This is a genomic window from Lysinibacillus sp. NPDC097214 (assembly GCF_050277945.1).
In the GTDB taxonomy this organism is placed as follows: Bacteria; Bacillota; Bacilli; order Bacillales_A; family Planococcaceae; genus Lysinibacillus; species Lysinibacillus xylanilyticus_B.
In genome coordinates this window covers 275583-298671 of record NZ_JBNNSS010000002.1, presented here as the reverse complement: position 1 = coordinate 298671, position 23089 = coordinate 275583, and the positions used below count along the sequence as shown (strand labels likewise).

At 35.6% G+C, this 23089-nt stretch carries 23 protein-coding genes and 1 pseudogene; 18 read left to right on the top strand and 6 right to left on the bottom strand.

Going from position 1 to position 23089, the window contains the following annotated elements; translation table 11 throughout:
- Nucleotides 1–3: 3 nt before the first annotated feature.
- Complete coding sequence (locus ACQKMI_RS05275) at nucleotides 4–222, top strand: helix-turn-helix domain-containing protein (RefSeq protein WP_427487622.1); 219 nt, start codon at nucleotides 4–6, stop codon at nucleotides 220–222.
- 728 nt (nucleotides 223–950) lie between these two features.
- Here ACQKMI_RS05275 and ACQKMI_RS05270 read toward each other — a convergent pair.
- Nucleotides 951–2153 (bottom strand): YhgE/Pip domain-containing protein, encoded by a 1203-nt coding sequence (locus ACQKMI_RS05270; protein WP_427487621.1) that lies wholly within the window; start codon nucleotides 2151–2153, stop codon nucleotides 951–953.
- A gap of 55 nt (nucleotides 2154–2208) precedes the next feature.
- A complete protein-coding gene (locus tag ACQKMI_RS05265) occupies nucleotides 2209–2790 on the bottom strand; it encodes a TetR/AcrR family transcriptional regulator (protein ID WP_427487620.1) in 582 nt (193 codons plus the stop codon).
- A 357-nt stretch (nucleotides 2791–3147) separates the two neighbouring features.
- Here ACQKMI_RS05265 and ACQKMI_RS05260 point away from each other — a divergent pair, with 357 nt between their 5' ends.
- The 7 genes from ACQKMI_RS05260 (at nucleotide 3148) to rarD (ending at nucleotide 9647) form a co-directional block, all read left to right on the top strand.
- Entirely contained in the window at nucleotides 3148–3471 is a 324-nt protein-coding gene (locus tag ACQKMI_RS05260) for a PadR family transcriptional regulator (RefSeq protein WP_323646465.1), read from the top strand.
- Nucleotides 3472–3717: 246 nt separating this feature from the next.
- Nucleotides 3718–4248 (top strand): DUF2812 domain-containing protein, encoded by a 531-nt coding sequence (locus ACQKMI_RS05255; protein ID WP_427487619.1) that lies wholly within the window; start codon nucleotides 3718–3720, stop codon nucleotides 4246–4248.
- Between the two features lie 12 nt (nucleotides 4249–4260).
- Nucleotides 4261–5166 (top strand): ABC transporter ATP-binding protein, encoded by a 906-nt coding sequence (locus ACQKMI_RS05250; RefSeq protein ID WP_402929427.1) that lies wholly within the window; start codon nucleotides 4261–4263, stop codon nucleotides 5164–5166.
- Nucleotides 5153–6394, top strand: coding sequence for an ABC transporter permease (locus ACQKMI_RS05245; protein WP_427487618.1), 1242 nt, complete (start codon nucleotides 5153–5155; stop codon nucleotides 6392–6394). Before ACQKMI_RS05250 ends, ACQKMI_RS05245 begins: the two co-directional genes overlap by 14 nt.
- A gap of 336 nt (nucleotides 6395–6730) precedes the next feature.
- Nucleotides 6731–7900, top strand: a complete 1170-nt coding sequence (locus tag ACQKMI_RS05240; RefSeq protein ID WP_427487617.1) for a toxic anion resistance protein — start codon at nucleotides 6731–6733, stop codon at nucleotides 7898–7900.
- Nucleotides 7901–8072: 172 nt separating this feature from the next.
- Complete coding sequence (locus tag ACQKMI_RS05235; RefSeq protein WP_427487616.1) at nucleotides 8073–8609, top strand: hypothetical protein; 537 nt, start codon at nucleotides 8073–8075, stop codon at nucleotides 8607–8609.
- Between the two features lie 132 nt (nucleotides 8610–8741).
- Nucleotides 8742–9647, top strand: a complete 906-nt coding sequence (rarD, locus tag ACQKMI_RS05230) for an EamA family transporter RarD (RefSeq protein WP_427413164.1) — start codon at nucleotides 8742–8744, stop codon at nucleotides 9645–9647.
- Between the two features lie 430 nt (nucleotides 9648–10077).
- Here the strand turns inward: rarD and ACQKMI_RS05225 are convergent, their stop codons facing one another.
- Complete coding sequence (locus ACQKMI_RS05225; protein WP_427487972.1) at nucleotides 10078–10203, bottom strand: response regulator; 126 nt, start codon at nucleotides 10201–10203, stop codon at nucleotides 10078–10080.
- 466 nt (nucleotides 10204–10669) lie between these two features.
- Here ACQKMI_RS05225 and ACQKMI_RS05220 point away from each other — a divergent pair, with 466 nt between their 5' ends.
- The 3 genes from ACQKMI_RS05220 to ACQKMI_RS05210 all read left to right on the top strand — a co-directional run bounded on the left by ACQKMI_RS05220 (nucleotide 10670) and on the right by ACQKMI_RS05210 (nucleotide 16463).
- Nucleotides 10670–11926, top strand: coding sequence for an ATP-binding protein (locus tag ACQKMI_RS05220; RefSeq protein WP_427487615.1), 1257 nt, complete (start codon nucleotides 10670–10672; stop codon nucleotides 11924–11926).
- 302 nt (nucleotides 11927–12228) lie between these two features.
- The gene (locus ACQKMI_RS05215) at nucleotides 12229–13605 is read left to right on the top strand and encodes a PD-(D/E)XK nuclease family protein (protein ID WP_427487971.1); all 1377 of its coding nucleotides are present in this window, start codon (nucleotides 12229–12231) and stop codon (nucleotides 13603–13605) included.
- 953 nt (nucleotides 13606–14558) lie between these two features.
- On the top strand, nucleotides 14559–16463 hold the full coding sequence (locus ACQKMI_RS05210; RefSeq protein WP_427487614.1) for an endonuclease MutS2: 1905 nt from the start codon (nucleotides 14559–14561) through the stop codon (nucleotides 16461–16463).
- A gap of 43 nt (nucleotides 16464–16506) precedes the next feature.
- Here ACQKMI_RS05210 and ACQKMI_RS05205 read toward each other — a convergent pair whose 3' ends face one another.
- Entirely contained in the window at nucleotides 16507–17757 is a 1251-nt protein-coding gene (locus ACQKMI_RS05205) for a helix-turn-helix domain-containing protein (RefSeq protein ID WP_427487613.1), read from the bottom strand.
- 149 nt (nucleotides 17758–17906) lie between these two features.
- Here ACQKMI_RS05205 and ACQKMI_RS05200 point away from each other — a divergent pair, with 149 nt between their 5' ends.
- Nucleotides 17907–19193, top strand: a complete 1287-nt coding sequence (locus ACQKMI_RS05200) for an MFS transporter (RefSeq protein ID WP_427487612.1) — start codon at nucleotides 17907–17909, stop codon at nucleotides 19191–19193.
- A 130-nt stretch (nucleotides 19194–19323) separates the two neighbouring features.
- On the opposite strand, the pseudogene ACQKMI_RS05195 reads toward ACQKMI_RS05200, so the two are convergent.
- A pseudogene (locus ACQKMI_RS05195) lies at nucleotides 19324–19448 on the bottom strand (LUD domain-containing protein); the annotation flags it as partial.
- 351 nt (nucleotides 19449–19799) lie between these two features.
- On the opposite strand from ACQKMI_RS05195, the gene ACQKMI_RS05190 reads away from it, so the two are divergent.
- The 4 genes from ACQKMI_RS05190 to ACQKMI_RS05175 all read left to right on the top strand — a co-directional run bounded on the left by ACQKMI_RS05190 (nucleotide 19800) and on the right by ACQKMI_RS05175 (nucleotide 21833).
- Complete coding sequence (locus tag ACQKMI_RS05190; RefSeq protein ID WP_427487611.1) at nucleotides 19800–20510, top strand: cytochrome c biogenesis CcdA family protein; 711 nt, start codon at nucleotides 19800–19802, stop codon at nucleotides 20508–20510.
- A 34-nt stretch (nucleotides 20511–20544) separates the two neighbouring features.
- A complete protein-coding gene (locus tag ACQKMI_RS05185; protein ID WP_323646451.1) occupies nucleotides 20545–20931 on the top strand; it encodes a response regulator in 387 nt (128 codons plus the stop codon).
- 22 nt (nucleotides 20932–20953) lie between these two features.
- The gene (locus ACQKMI_RS05180) at nucleotides 20954–21451 is read left to right on the top strand and encodes a cytochrome c biogenesis protein CcdC (RefSeq protein ID WP_323646450.1); all 498 of its coding nucleotides are present in this window, start codon (nucleotides 20954–20956) and stop codon (nucleotides 21449–21451) included.
- A gap of 193 nt (nucleotides 21452–21644) precedes the next feature.
- Nucleotides 21645–21833: a hypothetical protein gene (locus tag ACQKMI_RS05175; RefSeq protein ID WP_427487610.1), complete on the top strand. Its 189-nt coding sequence runs from the start codon at nucleotides 21645–21647 to the stop codon at nucleotides 21831–21833.
- Between the two features lie 229 nt (nucleotides 21834–22062).
- Here ACQKMI_RS05175 and ACQKMI_RS05170 read toward each other — a convergent pair whose 3' ends face one another.
- The gene (locus ACQKMI_RS05170; protein WP_427487970.1) at nucleotides 22063–22491 is read right to left on the bottom strand and encodes a DUF2621 domain-containing protein; all 429 of its coding nucleotides are present in this window, start codon (nucleotides 22489–22491) and stop codon (nucleotides 22063–22065) included.
- A 121-nt stretch (nucleotides 22492–22612) separates the two neighbouring features.
- On the opposite strand from ACQKMI_RS05170, the gene ACQKMI_RS05165 reads away from it, so the two are divergent.
- The gene (locus ACQKMI_RS05165) at nucleotides 22613–22828 is read left to right on the top strand and encodes a DUF1659 domain-containing protein (protein ID WP_427487609.1); all 216 of its coding nucleotides are present in this window, start codon (nucleotides 22613–22615) and stop codon (nucleotides 22826–22828) included.
- Between the two features lie 12 nt (nucleotides 22829–22840).
- On the top strand, nucleotides 22841–23065 hold the full coding sequence (locus ACQKMI_RS05160; RefSeq protein ID WP_427487608.1) for a DUF2922 domain-containing protein: 225 nt from the start codon (nucleotides 22841–22843) through the stop codon (nucleotides 23063–23065).
- The last annotated feature ends 24 nt before the right edge of the window (nucleotides 23066–23089 follow it).

Sequence of the window (23089 nt, the reverse complement as noted above, 5' to 3'; positions counted from 1 at the left end):
GATATGGCAATTATTATTAATATTGATGTGATGTTAGCAAAACGAAAAATGAGCGTAACGGAGCTTTCGGAAAGGGTTGGAATTACTATGGCGAATCTTTCTATTCTGAAAAATGGGAAAGCAAAAGCGGTTCGTTTTTCAACATTAGAAGCGATATGTAAGACTTTGGATTGTCAACCAGGTGATATTTTGGAGTACAAAGTTGACGAAGACACTCAATAAAAACAGACATTAAATTTATTTAACCTCTTTGGGTCTTGCCCTTAAGAGGTTATTTTTGCTTTTCTAATAAATTGATAAATAAAGCCCTAAATTCTAAGAAATATAATAGAAGAAGGGGTAAATTATTTCGTGCTATTCGGTACAATAACGATTTTATTTTTGTTGACAGGTTCACTTGGACCACTTGTAATAACAGCTACACAGGTTTTGGTTGTTTTAGTGTGTATTATGATTACCACAATCCTTTGACAATGATTGTTTATTCTAAGTTAATTTAAATGGGCGATTATGAACTATTCACCATTCGAAATTAAACGATTTTATTATCTTCACTCATATTATTATGTAATTATATATCATTGATAAGTGGTACTAGATCAGATCTAGGGATTTCTCCAGTATATCGAAAAGACCAAACATAATCTTGGATTTGAGACATTTTAGATCTTCATAATCTGGCTGCTTTAATCTAGTGCTGATCCGTTCTGTCCTGGTTCCTGGCTTAAGTCGTTGCACCGACGGTTTATCAAGGTCACCCATGAATAGTATGCTGAGTTTCAATAGCATTCACTTTTGACACACATAGCATATATAATAGCTCTAGCTTGGAACGGAAATTATCTTCATTTATAGCTCCATAACATACCCAAAAGTTATCCTTAATCATATTTTTTAACTCTATCAGCGATGTACTAACTCGTCATTAGTACATCGCTTTTTTGACAATATTATTGAACAGTAGCAGGGACTATTTGCTCGCTTTTTACTTTTGATTTTTTAAAAGCAACGACAATAGCAGACATGGCCAATGTTACAGCAATGATCATTCCTAACGAGCTACAATTACTCATTAAATTATCAGTGCTTCCACCAAAAATAATTGTGTAATAGCCATCTGCTCCGTAAGTAGCTGGAAGAAGCGACGCTAGTTTGTTGTAAAAATCAGATAGCATCGATTGTGGAACAAGAGCACCTGATGTAACAAGCTGCATAGAAAGAGCGCAAATATTAAAAATCATACCCAAATTACCAAAAATGATGATAAAGGCTTGTGCTAAGCAGAGGAAAGCCCAGAACATTAATGCTTGAAAAAGATATACTGTTAAAAAATTTACATGACTTGAAATATTAAATAGATGCATTAAGCCAATCGTTAATAGCGGAAGGGCAAAGGCAACACCAATATTAATAAGCTGTCTTGCTAGGAACAATTGCCACTTCGAAATTGTATCTTGTACAAGTTGTGCAGCCTGCTGATGTTGCATAATCATTACCATTGCACCAACGAATGACGAAATAATAACCATCAATGGCACAAAATTCGCAGCAAACTCTTCAACATTATTCGTTTTTATAATAGTAGAATTTATCGCACGATCCTTTACACTCATTATTGTGGTAGCAACAGCTTCATTAATTTGTTGTGCAGTATGTTGCTCCATTGGTAGCTGTGAGAACTTTTGAGAAAATGCCTCAATAGTTTTGCCTTGTTGTAAAGGATAAATATTGTGGTTAATTTCCGCTGTTACTTGTTTGGCTACTCCGTCCATCATGTTTTTTGCGATACTAGCATTCGCTTGATTAATAGAATAAATGATCTCAGCCTCTTTACCTGCTTGTAATTGACTTGTAAAGTCGCTTGGAATATGAATAATCATATTGATATCACGTTGGTTTAATTCATGCTCAGCTTTGTCTAGAGAGGTGTAATTTTCTATTGTAAATGGAAGTTTTCCTTTTATTTCATTTACTACTTGTTGCCCCATCTCTGTATCTTCACTAATTAGTCCAATCTTTAAATTGTCTGTTCTGTCATTGACACCATCATACGCAGTCATCCATACGGAAAAGAAAATGATCTGAAATGCAATTGTGATGACGATGCCAATATAAGTTTCTCGAATCTTAAATAAAGCTTGTAAACCTTTCATAAGTAAACCTCCGATAAAAGTAAGTACTTACTTGCATTGATAGGAAAAATTTTTTCTAGGGAGCCAATCCCCTAGAAAAAATTGAAATGCTTGTTTTTAATAATTCTTCAGGTGGCATATTAGAAACAATTGTTCCTAAGCGTGCACGTGACATGAAATGACCAAAGTTAACAGCAATAAGAGATAACGCTGCTGCTTCAAAATCAATTTCTCTAATTTTCCCTCTTTCATGCATTTCCTGAAAGTAATGAATGAGCTCGTTTTTAATATGAAGTGGGATGTTAGCAATCTCTTCATTTATTTCAGGAAACTGCATGGCTTCTTTAAAGCCGATCATTACAAAATCTTTAATAGACATTAAAAAGGTAAAATGCTTAATAGAGAAATTTAGTAAATCCGTTTCCAAATCCCATGTAACATTTTTATTGATCTCTTGCTGCAAAAGAGGGAAATAGGAAAATTGCTCAATAATGGATTTCAAAATGCCGCGCTTGTTACCGAAATGGCGAAAAATAGTTACTTCATTGACCCCTGCTAATTCAGCAATTGCTTTCGTTGTTGCCGCAGTATAGCCCTTTTCACTAATGAGTTGTAAGGCAGCTTCAATGATTCGTTCTCCGGTGCTTTTTGTTGACAATAGAGTTCTTCCTTTCGTGCAAGTAATTACTTACATGCTAGCATAGAGAAATTTTTTATGCAATAAAATTTTATCAGAAAATGGAAGATAAATAGCGTTTAGGTAACGAAAAAAACACCCAGCTAAGATTAAGAGCTACTCGGGTAGCCAGGAGAAACGCGTAGGTAAGGCTAAGAATCTCTTGAGGAGCTAGAAAAATCACTCGGGTATAAGTGAATTAATTCAACATTGCGAGTATGAAAAGGTTTTATACTTTTTATGGAAAAAATAGCATTGACAACTATATCGTCAGCTGATATATTTTAAATGTATCAGCTGACGATATATTGTTGGACGATATAAAAAAGGGGGATTTGTATGACGCAAGAACATCCGCCTTTAACAGAAGGCGTTTATTATATTTTATTAGCGTTATTTGATGCTAGGCATGGTTACGGCATCATGCAACTGGTAGAGGAAATGAGTAATGGTCGAGTTCGCCTTGGAGCGGGTACGATTTATGGAGCAATCAAAACATTACTCGAGCGAGGATGGATTGAGGCGCTAGATGGTGACGGCCGAAAAAAGGAATATATCATAACAGATAGTGGAAAAAAAGTTATAGAATACGAAATTTTGAGATTAAGGGAACTTTTTGACAATGGTATCCGTATAACAAAAGTGGATGGAACAAATGGATAAAAATCGATTGGTCGATAACCCGTGTGATATTGAGTGAAATGCCCGACAAAGCTAGTTGCATTTTAACTATACCAAGTTTGATAAAAAGCTTCAGATGAGATGAATATTCAAAATTATTTTCCGGGAAATCAGAAAAATCTAACAATTAGTCGAAAGAATGCAGCGTTATAACGACTACTATTAAGGCGCATATTTAAACAGGAGTTCACATCAATTTTATAAGATTTAGATGGGAGGTGGGACTTTATGAAAAAAAGAGTATATCGTTTTTTCCTTGATTATGAACAAGAAGAAGCATGGGTTAATGATATGGCGGAACAAGGTTGGCATCTAAAGCGTACAATGTTGGGTTACTTTATTTTTGAAAAAGGGGAACCTGGACAATATATTTATCGCAATGAACTAGTCAAAAATAAAAACCAAGACTACTTTGAATTTTTAGAGACGATGAATATTGAGTTTGTTTCAAAGTTTGGAGGATGGGCTTATTACCGCAAAAAGAAATCCAAAGGTCCATTTGAATTATTTTCAGATAGTTCTTCGAAAATACAGTATTTAAAATCAATAAGCCGTCTTTTTATATCAATAACATTTCTTAATCTATTAATTGGATTTATCAATCTTTATATTGGACTTGGTGAATCAACAGAAAGATTTTTAAACACGGGAAGTTCGTTGTTAAATTTTGGAGTCGTAATGATCATGTGTATGCAGATTTTTAAAGTTGAAAGACGTAAAAAAGGACTACAACGCGAATTACATATATTTGAAGGGTAAGGAGGAAAAAAGATGACATTACAATTAGAGCGTGTCACAAAGAAATACAAAGATTTTACGGCAGTCGATAATCTGAATTTTACGATTGAAAAAGGGGAGATTTTTGGGCTGATTGGACAAAACGGAGCTGGTAAAACAACGACGTTCCGAATGATTTTAGATTTACAGGAGACAACGGCTGGTACGATTACATGGGATGGCAAACCCGTTAATGCCATCAACCGTGATGTACTTGGCTATTTACCAGAGGAACGAGGCATTTTTCCGACGATGAAGGTAGAGGATCAGCTTTACTTTTTTGGCGAGCTACGTGGCATGAAGAAGTCGGTGTTAAAGAAGGAGATTGATTATTGGATTAATCGATTTGAGCTCGAAGAAAGACGGAAAGATAAGGCTGAAACTTTGTCAAAAGGGAATCAGCAAAAAGTGCAACTGATTGCTAGCTTTATTCATAAACCGCAGTTCTTAATACTAGACGAACCATTCAGTGGACTTGATCCTGTGAATAAAGATTTACTGAAAGATGCAATATTGCATTTAAAAGAACAGGGCACAACGATTTTGTTCTCTAGTCACCAGATGGATAATGTAGAGGAACTATGCGATCATCTTTGTCTATTAAAACGAGGAGTCTCTCTGTTTTCAGGTAGTCTACTAGATTTAAAGAAACAATACGGAAAAACAAGATTGGCAGTACGTACAGAGTGGTCGACAACTCAACTGTTGACGCTTGAGGGAGTCAAAGATGTTCGAGTGGAGAAAGAGCAAACTGTGCTCACTCTAGAGGATGAGAGTTATGCACAAAGCATTTTCGAGAAGCTTTCCAATGGTAAATATATAGAAAAATTCAGCTTAGATTATTTATCATTAGATGAAATCTTTAAAGATAAGGTAGGTGGCAACGTTGTCGAAGTTTAATTTATTAATGAAACAGCTTTACAAATCAAAAATAAAATCAAAATCCTTTGTTGTAATGACAGTCATTTATATACTTGGGATGTCCGTTGCAGTTTTCTGGTCAGATATTAAAGAGCTTTTTACAGGTGATGATCATGCGCAACAAATTGCAATTGTCAACGAAACAACAGCTGATTTAAGTGGTCTCTTTGTATCTAATGGCGATATGGAATTTATACAAAATGAATCGAATATATCGGAGCTAGAGAAAAAGGTCAAAGATGAAAAGCTAGATGCAATCGTTAAAATAACAGATCAAAAAGGTCAGCTACATGCTGAAATTGCCACTTTCACTCCTTTGAAATTAAATGATCAAGGCGCGATAAATTCGATACTGCAACTTGCTGGTCAAAATTATGCTGTACAACAGTTATCACTAACACCAGACCAAGCAGCTCAAATTATGAATGCAAAAACGATTATTACTGATAAAAACTTAAATACAGAGTCTTCAAGTGGTAAAAGCGAAGAAGAAAAACAATCAGGACTATTTGTATCTTATGCAGTTGGTATTTTAATTTATTTCTTTATTTCTACATTCCTATCTATGATTACAACGGAAATTGCTACTGAAAAAGGTTCACGTGCAATGGAAATGCTGCTTGTTAGTGTCAAGCCAGCTACCCATTTTAAAGCAAAAATTGCTGGTGTGCTATTACTCGCATTAACACAGATGGGTATTATTACTGTTGTCTCCCTAATCTATGCGAAATTTGCGAAGAACGGTGTTATTTGGGATATGGCAGCTAGCATTGTTAAAGAATTATCGATAGGTTATGTGATATACGCCATTCTATTCCTACTATTAACAATTATTCTTTATTTAATTGTTGGGGCATTATTCGGTTCATTAGTGTCTAAAGTTGAAGAATCAGGTCAAGTATTAATGCCAGCCATGATGATTACTATCATTGGTTTCTACGTTATGATAACGGGAATGGGTAATCCAGATACAATTATCATTAAGGTATTCTCGTATATTCCATTTACATCTGGAATGATTATGCCGATGCGTATTGGGGCTACTGATATAGGCTTAATGGTACCACTTTTATCGTTAGGTATTTTAATCGCAACAATTATTGTGGCTTACTTATTCAGCATATCATTCTATAAACGCAGCGTGCTAACTTATAGTTCAGGTGGCGTTATTCAAAAAATTAAGACAGTACTAAAAGTGACAACATGATGATGAAAGCAGCTACATGAAGTAGCTGCTTTTTTAGTATGGATATGACAATGCTAGAAAATAATGTAAAGTATTTCGTGTATTCAGTCGAATTTCCTAATGAAACAAGCTATAATTTATAGTAGAGAGTGACGTTCTGTTATCTCAAACAAGTATTGAAGCTTTATAAAAAAAGCATCTATATAACGCCTTACAACATAAGAGAATCAACTACAGCATCACGAGGGTTCCTCTATTTTTAGTAACTCTTATTTAGCAAGGCTCGAGTAAAATGAAACTTTTTCAGCTTGGAATCGTATGTAAGTAAAAGAGATAAATCGCAGGGGGTAAAACTTTATGTCTGAATTTGACAACGACCTATTAAAATCAAAGGATCCATTCGCATCAGAAAATCCATTATTACAACCTAATCCATTATTACAGGTGGAGAAAGAGCAAAAACCAGTACTTGTTTCTGAGCAAGAGTTATCACAAATTGCACAGAACCAACTTAAATTAAAACAAGATCCAGAGGTTCATGCATTAGCACAAAAAATTGATGTGAAAGACCAAATTGCTATGCTAGAGCTTGGAAAAGAAACGGCGAATGGTATTTCTACCTTTTCAGATAAAATGCTAGCAACGATGAAAACAAGTAAGCTTGAGGAATCGAGTGTATTATTAAATAATTTAAATAGAATTATGGATAAATTTGATCCTCAAGATTTTGCGGAGGATAAAAAAGGTGGCTTCCTTACGAAACTGTTCAGTAAAGGAAAGGAACAATTAGAAAAGTTTCTATCCAAATATGACAGCATGAATAAAGAAGTTGATGTTATTTTCCATGAGGTTCAAAAATACGAAGGTGAAATGAAACGAAATACGATTGATCTTGAGAATTTATATGATCAAAACTTAGACTATTTCCAAACGTTAAGTAAATTTATTGCAGCAATTGAAGTGAAAACAGATGAAGTACGTTCATCATTACCAGCACTAGAACAAAAAGCACAAACTGGCGATCAATTAGCAGCAATGGAATATGAAACGATGGTACGTGCCGTTGATTTACTAGAACAACGTCGATATGATCTAGAAATGGCACAACAAGTTTCATTCCAGTCTGCTCCACAAATTCGATTAATGCAGCAAGGAAATAACCATTTAATTGCTAAAATTAACTCTGCGTTTGTAACGACAATTCCTATATTCAAGCAAGGACTTATTCATGCGGTGACGTTAAAGCGCCAAAAGCTTATTTCTGATTCAATGAGTGAATTAGACCGTCGTACGAATGAAATGCTTGTACGAAATGCAGAAAATATTAGTAAAAATAGCGTTAATATCGCGCGTGCGGCTGGTAGTCCAAGCATTAAAATCGAAACCATTGAAACGACATGGCAAACAATTATGTCTGGTATTCAAGAAACGAAGCAAATTCAAGCAGAAACAGCAAGAAATCGTGAGGAAGGCCGTAAACGTATTGAACGTCTGCAGCTTGAATACGAAAAACTGAAAAAAATGTAATCGTGAATCTTCTTGCAATCTTCCTTGCAAGAAGATTTTTTTTTTTGACAAAACAGAAATTCCTCATTATGATAAGTTAAATGAGAATGATTATCAAAGAAGAAGGAAGCGGAAAGATGCTAAACAATGCAATTCGATTACATAAAATAATCAATCATGGAGTTAATATAAGATGATGAGCAAAATAAATCCTACTTCATTATCCTGTGAACCTTTAAAGGATGGAGCGCTTGTGATTAATACGACAGAAAACCTAATGCTCGTGTTAAAAAGTCGCTACCATGAATTAACGCATATAGAAGAGCTGTACAATGTCATGCATATAGATTTAGATGAAAAGCACACCATTTTAGAGCAAGAGAGGAAAATTTTAAAGAAACAAAATTTAGAGCTTGTGGAAGACATGCAAAAAATAAAGCAGCAAAACGCCGTCTTACAAAAAAAGTTAACAGAATATAATTGTGTTGTAAATGAGCTCAAGGAGATTCGGCAACAAAATACAGAGCTATTAATTGAATTAAGTAAATATACTGCTTTGTCAAAGGAATCCCTGTCAGGTCCTTTAAAATCTATGATTCGCGATATGCGAGAGCAAGGTGTTGGTATTAAAGAAATTCACATTCGCATTAAACGTCAAATTAATCCTGATATTAGCTACAGTACGGTGCGCAAATATATTTCTGAACTTGAATCTGAAATGAAAGAGTAACTTTGTTAATGTCGATTTATTAAAACTTGGCATTTACAGTTCCCAATCAAAGTCCTATAATTAGTCTATTCTTTAAATGGTAATATGACGAAATATCGTATAGATTTATATGGAGTAGGAGAGTTAGAGGCAATGTCAAATGAGAAAAAAGGGGTTTTGGCGGCTTTTTTAGCCTATGCTTTTTGGGGGGCATTCCCGCTTTATTGGAAATTACTTGAGCATGTCCCGAGTATGGAAATTTTATTATCACGCGTCATTTGGTCCTTTGTCTTTACAGTACTAGCAGTAATAGTATTTGGAATGCGTAAGGAACTTCTCGCAGACTTAAAATATTTGTGGTCACACCAAAAGCATTTTTGGCAGCTTGTTGGGGCTTCACTTGTTATTTCGATGAACTGGTTTTTATATATTTGGGCAGTGACGCATAATCACTTAATTGAAACGAGCTTAGGCTATTATATTAATCCCTTACTGTCAGTGATTTTTGGGGTTGTTTTCTTTAATGAAGCACTTAGTCGTGCGCAATGGGCAGCTACCGGAATTGCCTTTATTGCTGTCATTATTTTAACGATTAATTATGGATCAATTCCATGGGTAGCACTTCTTATTGCTATATCCTTCGCTATTTACGGAGTTCTGAAAAAGAAAATTAAACTTGACGCGACAAGGGGTCTAGCCATTGAAACGTTATTTATTCTACCGTTTGCATTAGGCTATTATGTTTATCTCTTTACAACGAATCAAGCTTCATTTTTACATGTTGATGGGAAGACAGACATCCTTATGATTGTGAGCGGTATCGTAACAGCAGTACCGTTAATTTTATTTGCGAAAGGTGCACAAAATATTCCACTCTATTTATTAGGCTTTATTCAATACGTATCGCCAACGATTGTGTTAGTTTTAGGGATCGTGCTTTATAAGGAACCGTTTAGTCAAATAGAGCTATTGGCATTTAGCATTATTTGGGCAGCCCTACTACTGTTTTCAGGATCGAAAATCATTGAAACGAGAAGGGCTCATCATAAATCTGCATAAGTAAATATACGAATGTTAGTAGTACAAACCATGCCATCGGTTTGTACTACTTTTTTGTATTCTTTGAAAAATCCCTGCGATGCGAGGGAATTCAAAGAGCTTTTTGCCTTTCCATGTTTCTTTAGACATGAGCAGTATCCTAGCGTTTCACACGTAGAGAAACCATCAATTGAGATTAGTAAAAGTGAAGAAAGGTTGAGCAGACCCTTGAAAATGGCATTTTCACCACATAAGAATCAGTTTAAAAAGTAATGATTATGATTATAATTATCATTTTCATTTGAATGATTGATGTGGTCGGGAATGGCAATAACATCAACAGCTCGCGGAGGAGTAATGCATTTGCTTTATCCGGATATTGGCGAGCAACTGAAAGTGCAAAAAAAATCTTCCGTCGTGTAACAAACCAGACTTGATATGTAAACGGACATCACCGTAGAAAAAAGTCCCTACAGCTTATCATGATAATTGGCAGCTTGTATTTCTTCCTAATTATTTTGATCAATTGATAGCCAACGAGCTTTGGCATCATAATATCGATAATTGCTAGATCAATGTTATATAAAAAGAAGCTAGGCTTTATTGTCCTGGCTTCTTTCTAGTAACAAGCAACCTTTCGTGGCTGTATTTTACTTGTCACCGCTAGGCGGAAGTATAATTGTGTATTCTCATAACGTTATGTTTGAAGTCAATTTTCATTAAAGGCTTATCAAAATTAAAGAGGTATCTTAATTGTTTTACTATAAATATTTATTGTGTGATGTAAAAGATAAAGTAAGCAAAAAAAGTAATCCTATCTATTTAATTAAAAACGACAAGGTTGGAGATAGGGAGTTGAACAATCGATTAAGAGAGTAGTAGTCTTTTAGGAATGAGAAGAGAGTAACTGTTTTTTTTTTTTTTTTTTTGACACTTTTTTCAACATCTTTCTTTTTTTATACGAAAAACTGTTTATAATTATCTTAACCTTTTGTATTTTATCACTTTTCTAACACTTATTACTCAATTTAGGGGCGCTGATCATGGGGATAACGACATTATTATTAAATGCATTCATTATTATCATTTGTATTTTTTTCTATCAAATATTTTGGTTAGATAAAGATGGAAAAGAAGCGCGAAATACTATATTAATTTCCTTTCTTTCATCCATTGCGGTTGCGCTTTGTATGGCATTCCCATTTAAGTTTGATTATGGATACATATATGATTTACGGCTTATCCCAATCCTTTTAGCTGTTCTCTATGGTGGTTTTAGGAGTTTCATTTTTATTACTGTTATATTTGTTTCTTACCGTTTTTACTTAGGCGGAGACGGAGTCTACCCTGCAGTTATTGTATATTTTATGGCCACTTCCATTACTATGGTATCCCAATATTTTCTTGCTGGTTATTATAAAAAAAGAAAAATATTATTCAGCTTATTGCTTATGTCTCTTTGCACTATTTCCTTTTCTATCTTCGCTTTAATGAACCAAATACGGATAAACGATAAAGTTCAACCTGATTTTATTCACTTTTTATTCAATTATATAGTGATCAATATTCTGACTGTTTTATTGTCTCTGTATCTAATTGAAGGAATGATAGAAAGGTTTAAAATGAAAGAAAAAATTCACCGTGCAGAAAAATTTATGGTGACTTGTGAATTAGCAGCGTCTATAGCCCATGAAATAAGAAACCCGTTGACTACGGTATATGGATTTATGCAGATGTTTAGTAAAAACGAAATCTCTGAAACACAAAAGGATGACTATTTGCAAGTCATGCTAATGGAGTTAGAAAAAGCGCAACTCGTTATTAACGATTATTTGTCCCTTATAAAACCACAAAATGTTGCAGGAGAATTATTAGATATTAGACCAATTGTTGAGCAAGTAATAGAGGTTATTTTACCGATCGCCATCCAATGTAATGTTAAAGTTGAAAGCGATAATGAATGTCCCTATTATATATATGCCAACACCGATAATCTAAAAATGTGTTTAATTAACATTGCAACGAACGGGATTGAAGCCATGACTAATGGAGGGATGCTCCGAATTAATGTGAAAAAGGTAAAGAATCATATTGTGATTGATATTATTGACACAGGAATTGGAATGTCTTGTGAGGAGATAAATCGAATCGCTATGCCGTTTTATTCTATAAAAGAAAAGGGAACCGGGCTAGGTACGATGATTGCATACAGTATTGTAAAAGGATTAAACGGAGATATAGAAATAAAAAGTGAAAAGGGAAAGGGAACACGGTTTTCTATTATTATTCCTTCTTCCTAATAGAAATCGTAGGGCAAAAAAAATTCCGACGATTTAGGGCTTGTTGAACGGATTACCAACTTATAAAAATTTTGATGTGTGCGCCGGAGAGTTTTTTTCCTTTCACGGGATATAAATTTGACTCAAGAGCTGTATGTATCTACAATTTCCCGGTATGCCATTAACAGCAGCTATAGTAAACTGATTCAAAGTGAAGTCCTTTTTTCAGCGAATTGTGTGTAGTAACTAAATTATATAAGAAATGGACTTCCTTTTTATATGTTTTCTATTTACACAAAAAAATTAGTAGGAGGAAATATGTGATGAAATCCCTTAAACGGATGCTTTATGAACTAACAATGGATAAAGATTTTGTTGCGTTAAAATTTTTGATTGATCGGCCGAATGTGTTTCATGTTGTCGGAGCGACTCATCTTGAAACTTGGCATTCGAGGTTTTTATCGTGGCTTTTAAATCCGACAGAGAGACATATGTTAGGCTATTATCCTTTTCAAAGATTTTTAATGATTGTAGCAGAGTCGGCTGATGAAAATATTGATGATATTACCGATATTGCTATGCTAAATGTAAATCAATTCCGTAGTCCTGAGGTAATCGCAGAAAAGGATATAAATAAACTAGATATATATGAAGCAGAGGAAGAATCGGAGAAAAATGATGAAAAAGGAAGGCTTGATGTCTTTTTCAAAGTAAATATCGTTGATGAAAAAGAGAAAACTAATGAACGAAAATTAATCCTCGCTGTAGAACAAAAGGTATATGCAAGAGTGGACGTAAATCAATGCGATAAATACTTACGAAAATTTGAGGAGACTTTTAAAGATGATAAGTTTTTACTTGTTGGGTTAGTCCCGAAAAGCCAAATGAAAGAATCGAATGAAGCGACTTTTGGGAGTTCTAGATGGATTGGAATTGATTATCAGCAATTAGTAGACATCGTTCTAATGCCTTGTTTGGATAATCCGGACTTAAATATATATGCCAAATCCATTATTCAACAGTATGTAGACGCGTTACGGATGCCATATAAAAATAAACGTGAAAAACTAGCTACCATAGAAGAAGAAAGAATTTTGGTTCGCTCTATATACGACCGATTTGAAGATGTTATTAAAGCAATTACGAAAATATCCAACGAAGACGACAGTGACGAAAGAGACTATGTAAAGATGGTCATAACAGAAACATACGGTGATGTGTTTAGAACGATTCGATGGATCCTAGATGAAGAAAATGATGTAGATGAATTATGGAATTTCTCCTCTCCATACCAAAGAACTATCCATAAAAGATGGGACGAGCTAACCATTATCATTACGCATGAAGGAAATGAAATGGTCATAAATGGCGAAAATGTTCCGGAACTTTGGAATAAGACATTACGATGGATTGAGGAACAAGGTCTCCCATTAAGACAACTTGTTGATGAAGGTATTATTCTTGGGAGCGGTGACCGTGGAAAACGATATGCAATAGCGATGCAACCAGTCCATTTGGATAGAAGAAAATTTACTACCATTCGTGAGTACCAATCTATTTTAACAGGTGAAATCTATTACATAGAAGCGAAAATAAACTCTAAAAGTGCTATGCTAACCATTGCTAAACTATTAAAAAAGCTCGGTGTTGAGGTTGAAACACCGTTGTTAGAGAGCAGTGGGATGTTCGTCAATATTTAAAGGATTTGTCCAAAATATCGCTTTTGAAGGTGACGAATCCACTGTTATTTCAGACTTAGTTAGGCAAGGATTAGGTGTTGCTTTCGTTTCTGAATTACCATAAGTACCCAAATAAGGGTAGTTTCCGCATAAACTTCGAATAGTTGATCCAGCTTGTCAACGCACTATTGGATTAGCCTGGTCCGAAAATCGCTACTTTACGCCAATTGCTAAGCAGTTTCGCTTATTTGTTTTAGAATACTTTTTATCAATTTCAAAAATTGATTAAGTAACCTTACATTATTGTAGATTAACTCGTTTTTTTTGTAGTCCTCAAGTTTAAAATCGTAACAAACATAAACACCTTTACTTTTTCACCAGCATATAGTAAGATAATGACAAATTAGATAACAATGATAATTAATGAGAGGTGCTTTTAATGAGTGCGGTAGGTTCTAAATAGGAAAAATTATATGAAATAAATTTAATTGACGACGGGGGATTTGCGTCATAAACTGACCCCTTATTTAGTCGTGGGTTTATTTCGATACCTATGAAGATACCTACTATACTTTATAAAGCGTGTAATGGTCTGAATGTGCTTCACTTTGATGAGGTCTTTTTCAAGATGCTTTTTACACATGCCTTGTAATGTGAAAGCTGTGGGTTCTCCCACAGCTTTTTTGTCTTTTTTAACTTCTTTCAGCGGGTGCCCAAACACCCGCTGGAAGAAGTTAAAGCCTCCGGCGGATGTCACAGAATCGGAGAGGAGTTCAATATAGGATGTTAGCCTAAAATCATCGCATCCATGCGATAACGGCTAACTGACCTGCATCACGCAGGCCTAAGCTCAAAGCCGATTCCGGACGCAATTATGCCGAGGCATAATTGATTTGAATATAAAATCATTGCTATCTAATGAGTAGGTGTCTTCATGAATGATTCTAGAAAATCACAGTGAGGAGACATTAACAATGAATCAGACTACTTTTGAGAAGTTACAATACAATGAATTGAAGGATATCGTTAAATCATACTGTGTTAGTGGATTAGGTAAACAGTTGTTAGATAAATTAACGCCGAGCCCAAATTTGACAGTTGTTAAAAATCGTTTGAATGAAACGACTGAGGCACGAGCAATTTTAGATGCGGAAGGTCATGTCCCGTTTTTAGGGGTGTCCAATATTGATAATACGATTAAAAAACTTGAAAAAGGGATTATTTTAGACCCTAGTGAATTAGTTAGCATCTCTGACTTTTTAAGAGGCTGTAGAAAAATTAAAAAATTTATGCTGGAAAAAGAGTTTTTTGCACCAGTACTTGCATCCTATGCTAATTCGATGTCTGAATTTAAAAGTGTAGAAGAGGAGATTAACTTTGCGATTAAAGCAAATCGTGTAGATTCAGCCGCTAGTAGAGAGTTAAAGCGTATCCGAAATCATATCGAAACGACAGAGGAGAAAATTAAAGACCGCTTAGCAAAGTTTTTAAATAATAATGCAAATAAAACGTATATCCAGGAGTTTTTTATAAGTAAGAAGGATGATCGATACACGATTCCTATTAAGGCGTCCTATAAAAATCATGTGCAAGGGACAGTAGTAGAGATTTCATCAAAAGGTGCAACGGTCTTTATGGAACCAAGTGCTATCGCTAAATTAAATGTGGAATTGGCCACTTTGAAGGCAGAGGAAGAGGTGGAGGAATATCAGATATTGGCGACATTATCGGGGCTCCTGATGGAACATATCCGTGAAATCAACATCAATATGGAGTTGATTAGCCAATATGATATGGTGTTTGCTAAAGCCAAGTTCAGCAAGCATATTGGAGGCGTAGAACCAAGTTTAAATGATATTGGCTATGTGAAGCTCATCAATTGTAAACACCCACTGTTAACAGGTGAGGTGGTGCCACTTCATTTTGAAATTGGTAAAGACTATCGCAGCTTAATCATTACAGGACCGAATGCTGGAGGAAAAACAGTTGTCCTAAAAACCATTGGCTTGTTAACATTGGCTACAATGTCAGGCTTCCATATTGTTGCGGATAAAGGGACTGAAATAGCTGTATTTGATCATATTTTTGTAGACATCGGTGATAATCAAAGTATTGAAAATGCACTAAGTACGTTTTCATCCCATATGAAAAACCTTTCGGATATTATGAGGGCATCCAATAATAATACTCTTTTGCTATTTGATGAAATAGGTAGCGGTACGGAACCAAATGAAGGGGCAGCGCTGGCCATTTCCATTTTGGAGGAGTTCTATCATATGGGTTGTATCACAGTGGCGACAACTCATTATGGAGAAATTAAGCGTTTCTCTGAGATGCATAGTGATTTTATGAATGCGGCTATGCGTTTTAATAGTGAAACATTGGAACCATTATACAAATTAGTGATCGGAACATCTGGAGAGAGTAATGCTCTATGGATTTCTAAGAAAATGAATATACGTGAAACGGTATTACAAAGAGCGAAAGGTTATATTGCTAATAAGGATTATCTGATGGAACGAGTAAATGATAGTAAAATCAGAAAGCCTAAGATTGAGAAGGAGAGAACACAAGAAAAGTATGAATTTAAAAAGGGAGATCGTGTAAAGCTGTTAGATCATGATGACGTTGGAATCGTTTATCAAGAGATGGATAATTTCTATAATGTTGTCGTGTTCTATGAGAGAGAATTCATAAAGGTAAATGTTAAGCGACTGGCATTAGAGCTACCGGCAACAGAACTATACCCAGAAGGATATGATGTAGAGAGTTTATTTGTGGATTATAAAGATCGAAAACTTCAGCATGATATAGAGCGTGGTTCGAAAAAAGCCCTTCGCAAGATACAGAAGGAAATTAGAAATGATAAATTGAGCTAAAAAAAGGGGATTGCACATATGTCTAAATGCAATCCCTAACTATTTATTGAACCGAATTTATTTGTGCTTTAATTGAGTAATAAGTTTCTTCAATTTTTTGTTTATAAGGTAGATCGATTAAATCTTGAGAATCCGTATAGGCCATTTTGGCAATTTCGTAGGCAGTTGTTAACTCACCGAAATGTGCATAGCAAAGGGCTTTATAGGTAAAGCACTCATTAAAGCTTAATATGTCAAATGGATGTAAGATGGGTGGGGGAATGTTTGTAAAATGTTTAAATACTTCCTTAGCTTCTTCATATTGACCTAGTAAAAATAAGGATTTCCCTTTTTCTGAATAGTATAAGTTTTTGTCGAAAATAACCGAGCTATCATTCATAAGTGTACCAAAACACTCTATTTCCTCTAGTGCCTGCTGATAATCGTGCTTGTAATTGTTATAATAATGCGCTCTTAATACGAAAATTAAAGCATCCACACTCACTTGTTCCGCAAAAACCCGATACTGCTCAAGCTTCTTCAGCATATGCTCTACTTGCTCGAAATCATGGTCAATCATGGCACAAAATCCCCCAATACGATACATATCATCTATATAAGAGTAAAATTGATTTTTATGTGCATCGGTAATCGTCTCATAAATGAGCTGTTTACCTTCTTCATATTCACCAATTGCTAACTGAAAAACGCTAATATAATAAGCCATTTTCACAGTATCTCGTGAATCTAATTGGTAATTTTCATACGCAGCCTCTTCTTTCGCCTGCAAAATACAAGAATAAGCCATTTTGTAGTTTCTTTCTTCCGATAATATGCCCAACTCTAATATATAAGTTTCAAACCAATGGCTTAGTAAATTAATTTCTTTAAACATAACGCGTGCCTGTTGAAGCGGTGATGCCCATGTCGTTAATCTCGCATGATGTTGTGCTGCTGCATATATATACAGTAAACGCCCTGCCTCATAACTAAGCGAAAGATCTTCTATATAAGGCTTAATCATCTCTACGATTTGCTGTACATTATCTGTATTACCAAGTTTTAATTCAGCAAATAAAATTTCGACCTGCTCTAAAAGATGACGTATGGAAGAAGGTGTTACTTGTTCAAGCAATTCACTTGCTTTGACACCTAAACGTTCCGCTATATAATCAAGACTTTCCATCGAAGGCTTGGCCTTATCATTTTCAATTTGGCTTAACATGCCCTTTGTTAGACGATCACCGGCAAGTGCCTCTAATGTTAATTTTTGTTCCTTCCTTATTTTACGAATTCGTGTGCCTAAAGAGTTCACTGCCTTGCCTCCTTTTTCATTAAAAGTGAGTAATATTATTTTGTTTAATTATATTAAACTTTTGCTTGCGTGAAAAGTAGTAGCTATGTTATATTTTGTTTAATCAAATTAAACTTTTTAACCTAATTAAAATACGGAGGGGATTTTCGATGAATGAAGCGCAAAAGTATAAAAAGGCAACGTATCATTTATGGACATTTACAGCCAGCAAAATGATCTCGCAGTTAGGGTCTCATGTTTTATCATTTGGGATAGGTTTATATATTTTAGCACTGACAGGGTCAGCGATGAGTTTTGCGACAACGATGATATGTTCCATTTTACCTCGTGCATTGGTCGCGCCTCTGGCTGGTTATGTAGCTGATAATTATTCAAAGAAACGTACAATTTTAGTAGCGCAAGCAGGTACAATTTTGACCGTTGTTGGGTTACTACTTTATACAGAAATGGTCGGTTTGTCGGTGTATGCTATTTATATTGCAACAGTTTTTAATACAATATGCGCAGCCTTTTCGGGTGTAACATTTTCTTCCTCAATCGCAACACTAGTAGATCCAGAACGCCTACAAAAAGCAATGTCATTTAATCAAATGTCAGTGTCCATCGCAGCAATTGGAGGACCAGTAATCGGTGGAATGATGTATGGATTTTTCTCCATGGAAGCATTTTTACTTGTACATATGGTGGCCTATGTTATTACGTTTTGCTTAGAGGCCACAATGAATTTTAATCTTTATAGTACAAGAGATAAAATGGCAGAGAAGGAAAAGATGTGGGCTGGGCTTACTAGTGGCTTTCGTTATATTAAGCAACAAAGAGTAATAAAAACAATTATGTGGGTTTCGTTATGGATTAATTTGTTTTTCTCTGCCATCGTTGTAGGGGGGACTTACATTATTATTGAATTATTAAAAGTAAAATCAACTCATTTTGGTTTTGTAGAGGCCTCGGGTGCAGTTGGTATGCTTGTTGCTTCCGTCTATTTCGCAACACGGGCAGAGGTAAAGGCGCCACTGCGTTTTGCTAAAATCAGCTTATTGCTGCTGGCTAGCAGTTTAGGGCTGGCGGTTGTTCCATTAATAACGAATTTATCCTATTTAACGATGGTTATCTTTTATATTGTAATTTACTTTATTTTCGCTATTTTTGAGATGGGGATTAACATGCCGATTATGGTATATATGCAAAAGCTAATTTCGGAAGAATATCGCGGACGCGTATTAGGATTATTGGAAACAATGGCCATGTCAATGATGCCTATCGGTATGGTTGTTTACGGCATCTTATACGATGCATTCCCGGCAACGGTTATTTTACTTGTCACAAGTGGAATTATCGTAACGATATCACTAGTTATGCTACGAACATCTGTCTTAAAAGAAGCACATCCAGAGTTTTATGAACAAAAGGTAGAAACTGAGAGTGTAACAAATTAATGTATCACTTTGCATATATCATTAGATAATAAAACCAGGCATTTCTTCATAATGTGAAGTATGCCTGGTTTATGTTCATTCAACAAGATTTATCTGCTGAATGAACATAAAGCCTTCAGGCGTAATGGATTTACTGATCCTCAATCACAATATAATTAGCTTTCATTGGCCCATGTACACCAACAATAAGAATCATTTCGATATCTGCCGATTTACTTGGTCCTGTTTAAAGTTGATACAGGAGGCAATTTGCTCAAATAGGTACTTCATGTCAATATTCAAAAATACTCTACAAAAAAGCTGTGCACCTGCTTTAAAGCTCTGCGCTAGTGTCCTTTGGATATGTGTAGAAATACATAACTTGGAATGCAGAATAATGATGAATTTTGTTGACAGATAATATAAGGGGAGCGCATAATGCAAAAGTACATGAACAACTATACGTTGATGTAATAAAGTTTGAACATTAAATTTGTATACTAGTATGATAGAACTTCATTTTTTGATCATCTTTTTGCCATGAAACGTTCACAAACAGGAAGGGCGCAATTTACAGTGTTTTTTGGTACGATGGAGGCAGTAACTGTAAGGAGCGAGTGAAAAAATATGGAAACTGATATTAACTTATTTTTAGCTTTAGGTGCAGGTTTTTTAAGCTTTATTTCACCATGTACTCTACCGTTATATCCCGCATTTTTATCATACATAACGGGGATGACATTAGATGAGCTAAAAGCGGAACGAGGTATGATGCAAAAACGTGCTGTTTTGCACACCCTCTTCTTTTTACTAGGATTTTCAATTATCTTTATTATGATTGGACTAGGGACATCGTTTGCGGCGGAGTTCTTCCTTAATTATCAAACATTATTACGTCAGGTTGGTGCCATCTTAATCGTAGTATTTGGTTTAATGATTGTGGGATTACTACAAATTGACTTCTTAATGAAGGATCGAAAATTCCAATTTAAAAACCGCCCATCTGGTTACTTGGGATCAGTATTTATCGGAATAGCCTTTGCGGCTGGCTGGACGCCATGTACTGGCCCAATTTTAGCATCGATTATTGCATTAGCTAGTGCAAATCCAAGTTCAGGTTTCAGCTATATGTTAGCTTATTTCTTAGGCTTTGCGATTCCGTTCTTCGTGTTATCTTTCTTTATAGCACGTATGACTTGGATTCGAACACACAGCCAAAAAATTGTGAAAATCGGCGGTTATATTATGATTGCCGTTGGTGTATTGTTATTCTTTGATGGATTAACGTATATAACACGCATTTTAGAGCCTATTTTTGGTGGATTTACAGGCTTCTAATTTGCTACACTAAAGTGGCATACGATACCTTAACGTGAAGGGAGATGAACATGTGCCTACAGTTTTAGTAGTGGATGATACGCTCTTTATGCGTGTTGCAATAAGTAATATGTTTACTGAATGGGGTTATGAGGTAGTTGGTAAGGCTGCAAATGGTAAGGAAGCTGTGGCTATGTATCGTGAGTTACAACCAGATCTTGTAACGATGGATGTAACAATGCCCGTTATGACAGGTATTGCAGCAGTAAAAGAAATCATCCCTGAATTTCCAGATGCAAAAATAATTATGATTACAGCTTTAGGGCAACAAAAGTTAATAGTGGAAGCAATTGAAAGTGGTGCAAAGGATTTTATGACAAAGCCTTTCGAGCCAGAAAGATTAAAAGCTGTAGTTGATCAATTGCTTGGACAAAATTGTTAATGACATTAGAGGAGGAAATTTTATGTTTAGCGATATCCCTTCTCAATATTATGTAATAGGTTCTACCATAATGGCCATTTTTATGGGTACCTTTGTCATGGTTATACGTATGCGAGCGTCTAAGAAACCGACAAATGAGAAGAAAATTATCATTCCACCTATTGCGATGTCTTCAGGTGCGTTAATGTTTTTATTCGAACAATTTCGAGTGCCACCCATGCAAATTTTGGAAGCGGCAGCAGTTGGCATGGTGTTCTCAACAATCTTAATTGCCACTTCTAAATTTGAAGTAAAAGGTCAAGATATTTATTTAAAACGTTCAAAAGCATTCGTTTTTATATTAATCGGACTGTTAGTATTCCGTGTAATTGCAAAAGTGATATTAAGTAGCTCCATTGACGTTGGTGAATTAGCAGGAATGTTTTGGATTTTAGCGTTCGCGATGTTACTCCCTTGGCGAATCGCAATGCTTATTCAATTTATAAAAATCAAAAAAACAATTCCGCTGAAGAATATGTGATGGAAAAACTACACTAGAGATTTTATCTAGTGTAGTTTTTTTGTTGAGCGTAGTTTGGTTGATGGATGATTGAGCGGTTCGAGTGACGGATAGAGTCGTCCAAATGACGGAACGATAGGCAAAAATGACAAATTAAAGAGTCGAAGTGAAGGATAGAAGTCAGAGCGACGGAAAGAGTCGTCCGAGCGACGGAATGAAAGACCAGAGCGAGGGAAAGAAGAGCCAAGTGACGGATAGAAAAGCAAAAGTCGTGGATAGAGAAGAAAAAAACGTGGATAGAAAAGCCGAAATCGTGGATAGACCCACCAAAATCGTGGATAGAACAGTCAAAGTCGTGGATAGCCCCCAGAGGGACGCAAAGAAAAGCCAAAGCGACGGATGAAAGAGCCAAAGTGCAGGATAGAAGTAAAAGCGACGGAAAGAGTCGTCCGAACGACGGAAAGAAAGACAAAATCGACGGAAGAAATAGGCAGAGTGAAGGATAGAAAGCCGAGCGACGGATAGAAAGCCAAGAGCGACGGATCGAATTGCCGAAGCGACGGAAGGAGTTGTCCAAATGAAAGAAAGGAAGGAAGTAAAAACGCTGCACAACGATTCTGTGCAGCGTTTCTTCATTCAAATAGATGTTCGTATGGAGCGATGTCAATTTGCATTTCATCTAATTTCTTACGTAAAAATTTATGGTCGCGCTTAGGCGTTGCTTGAATATAACCACGAATAATTAAATCATGGTTAATGGCAGATGCCTTTTCTTCTAAAGCAAGCTCCCCAATTTTTCCTGCAATTTTTTCCTTTGCTACTTGTCTAAATAGCTCAGGTACAGGGCTTACAAGTTCATATAAAAGCTCTTTTTCAGGTTGTCCCCATAAATGAATGGTTCTATCTAAATAATACTCTTGCCAATCTAAATCAGATTTACCGTCCTGTTTCGGTAATGCCTTTAAAAATTTGCGGAACATGAAAAATCCGCCAATCGCCATTAATGAAATGAGTACAACTACCCAAAATAGGATAAACCATAAAAACCAACCACTTAACAAATCGTTCACCTCTTTGCCTTCTCTCACTCTATTATAAAAGCTTACATAAAATAATTCATCCTAAATGTCCCTTTTTTAGCAATAAGTCTGTATATATTGTGTAAGAAAGGAGGTGACCTCCATGACAAAAGTCAATTTCGTAGGTGCTACAGTGCGCTTAAAGTATGTCGCTGGACAGAATGCTCAAAACGAGCCTCTATTCACAACAAAAACGTACCGCAATTTGAACAGCTCGCATAAGGCAGAGGATTTAGTAGCTGTAGCAAATGCCATTGCAAGTCTATCTTCACACGCACTAGACAGCATTGTAAAACAAGAAACGACAGATTTATCCTAAGGGGGGAAAGGTATGACACAAGTTTTAGAGCTGCAATTTGAAACAGCAGCAGGGAAAACAGCATCATTTACGATTGATGCACCGAAGCCAAAGGTAACAGCGGAAGAAATTCAAAAGGTCATGCAAACGATCATCGCTAAAAACGTTTTTGATGGACAAGCTGGCGCTCTGGTTGCAATGAGTGGGGCTCGCATCATTGATCGTCAAGTAACAGAATTTGATTTAGAGATCGAATAACCAAGAAATGGTCTTTGCAGAGTA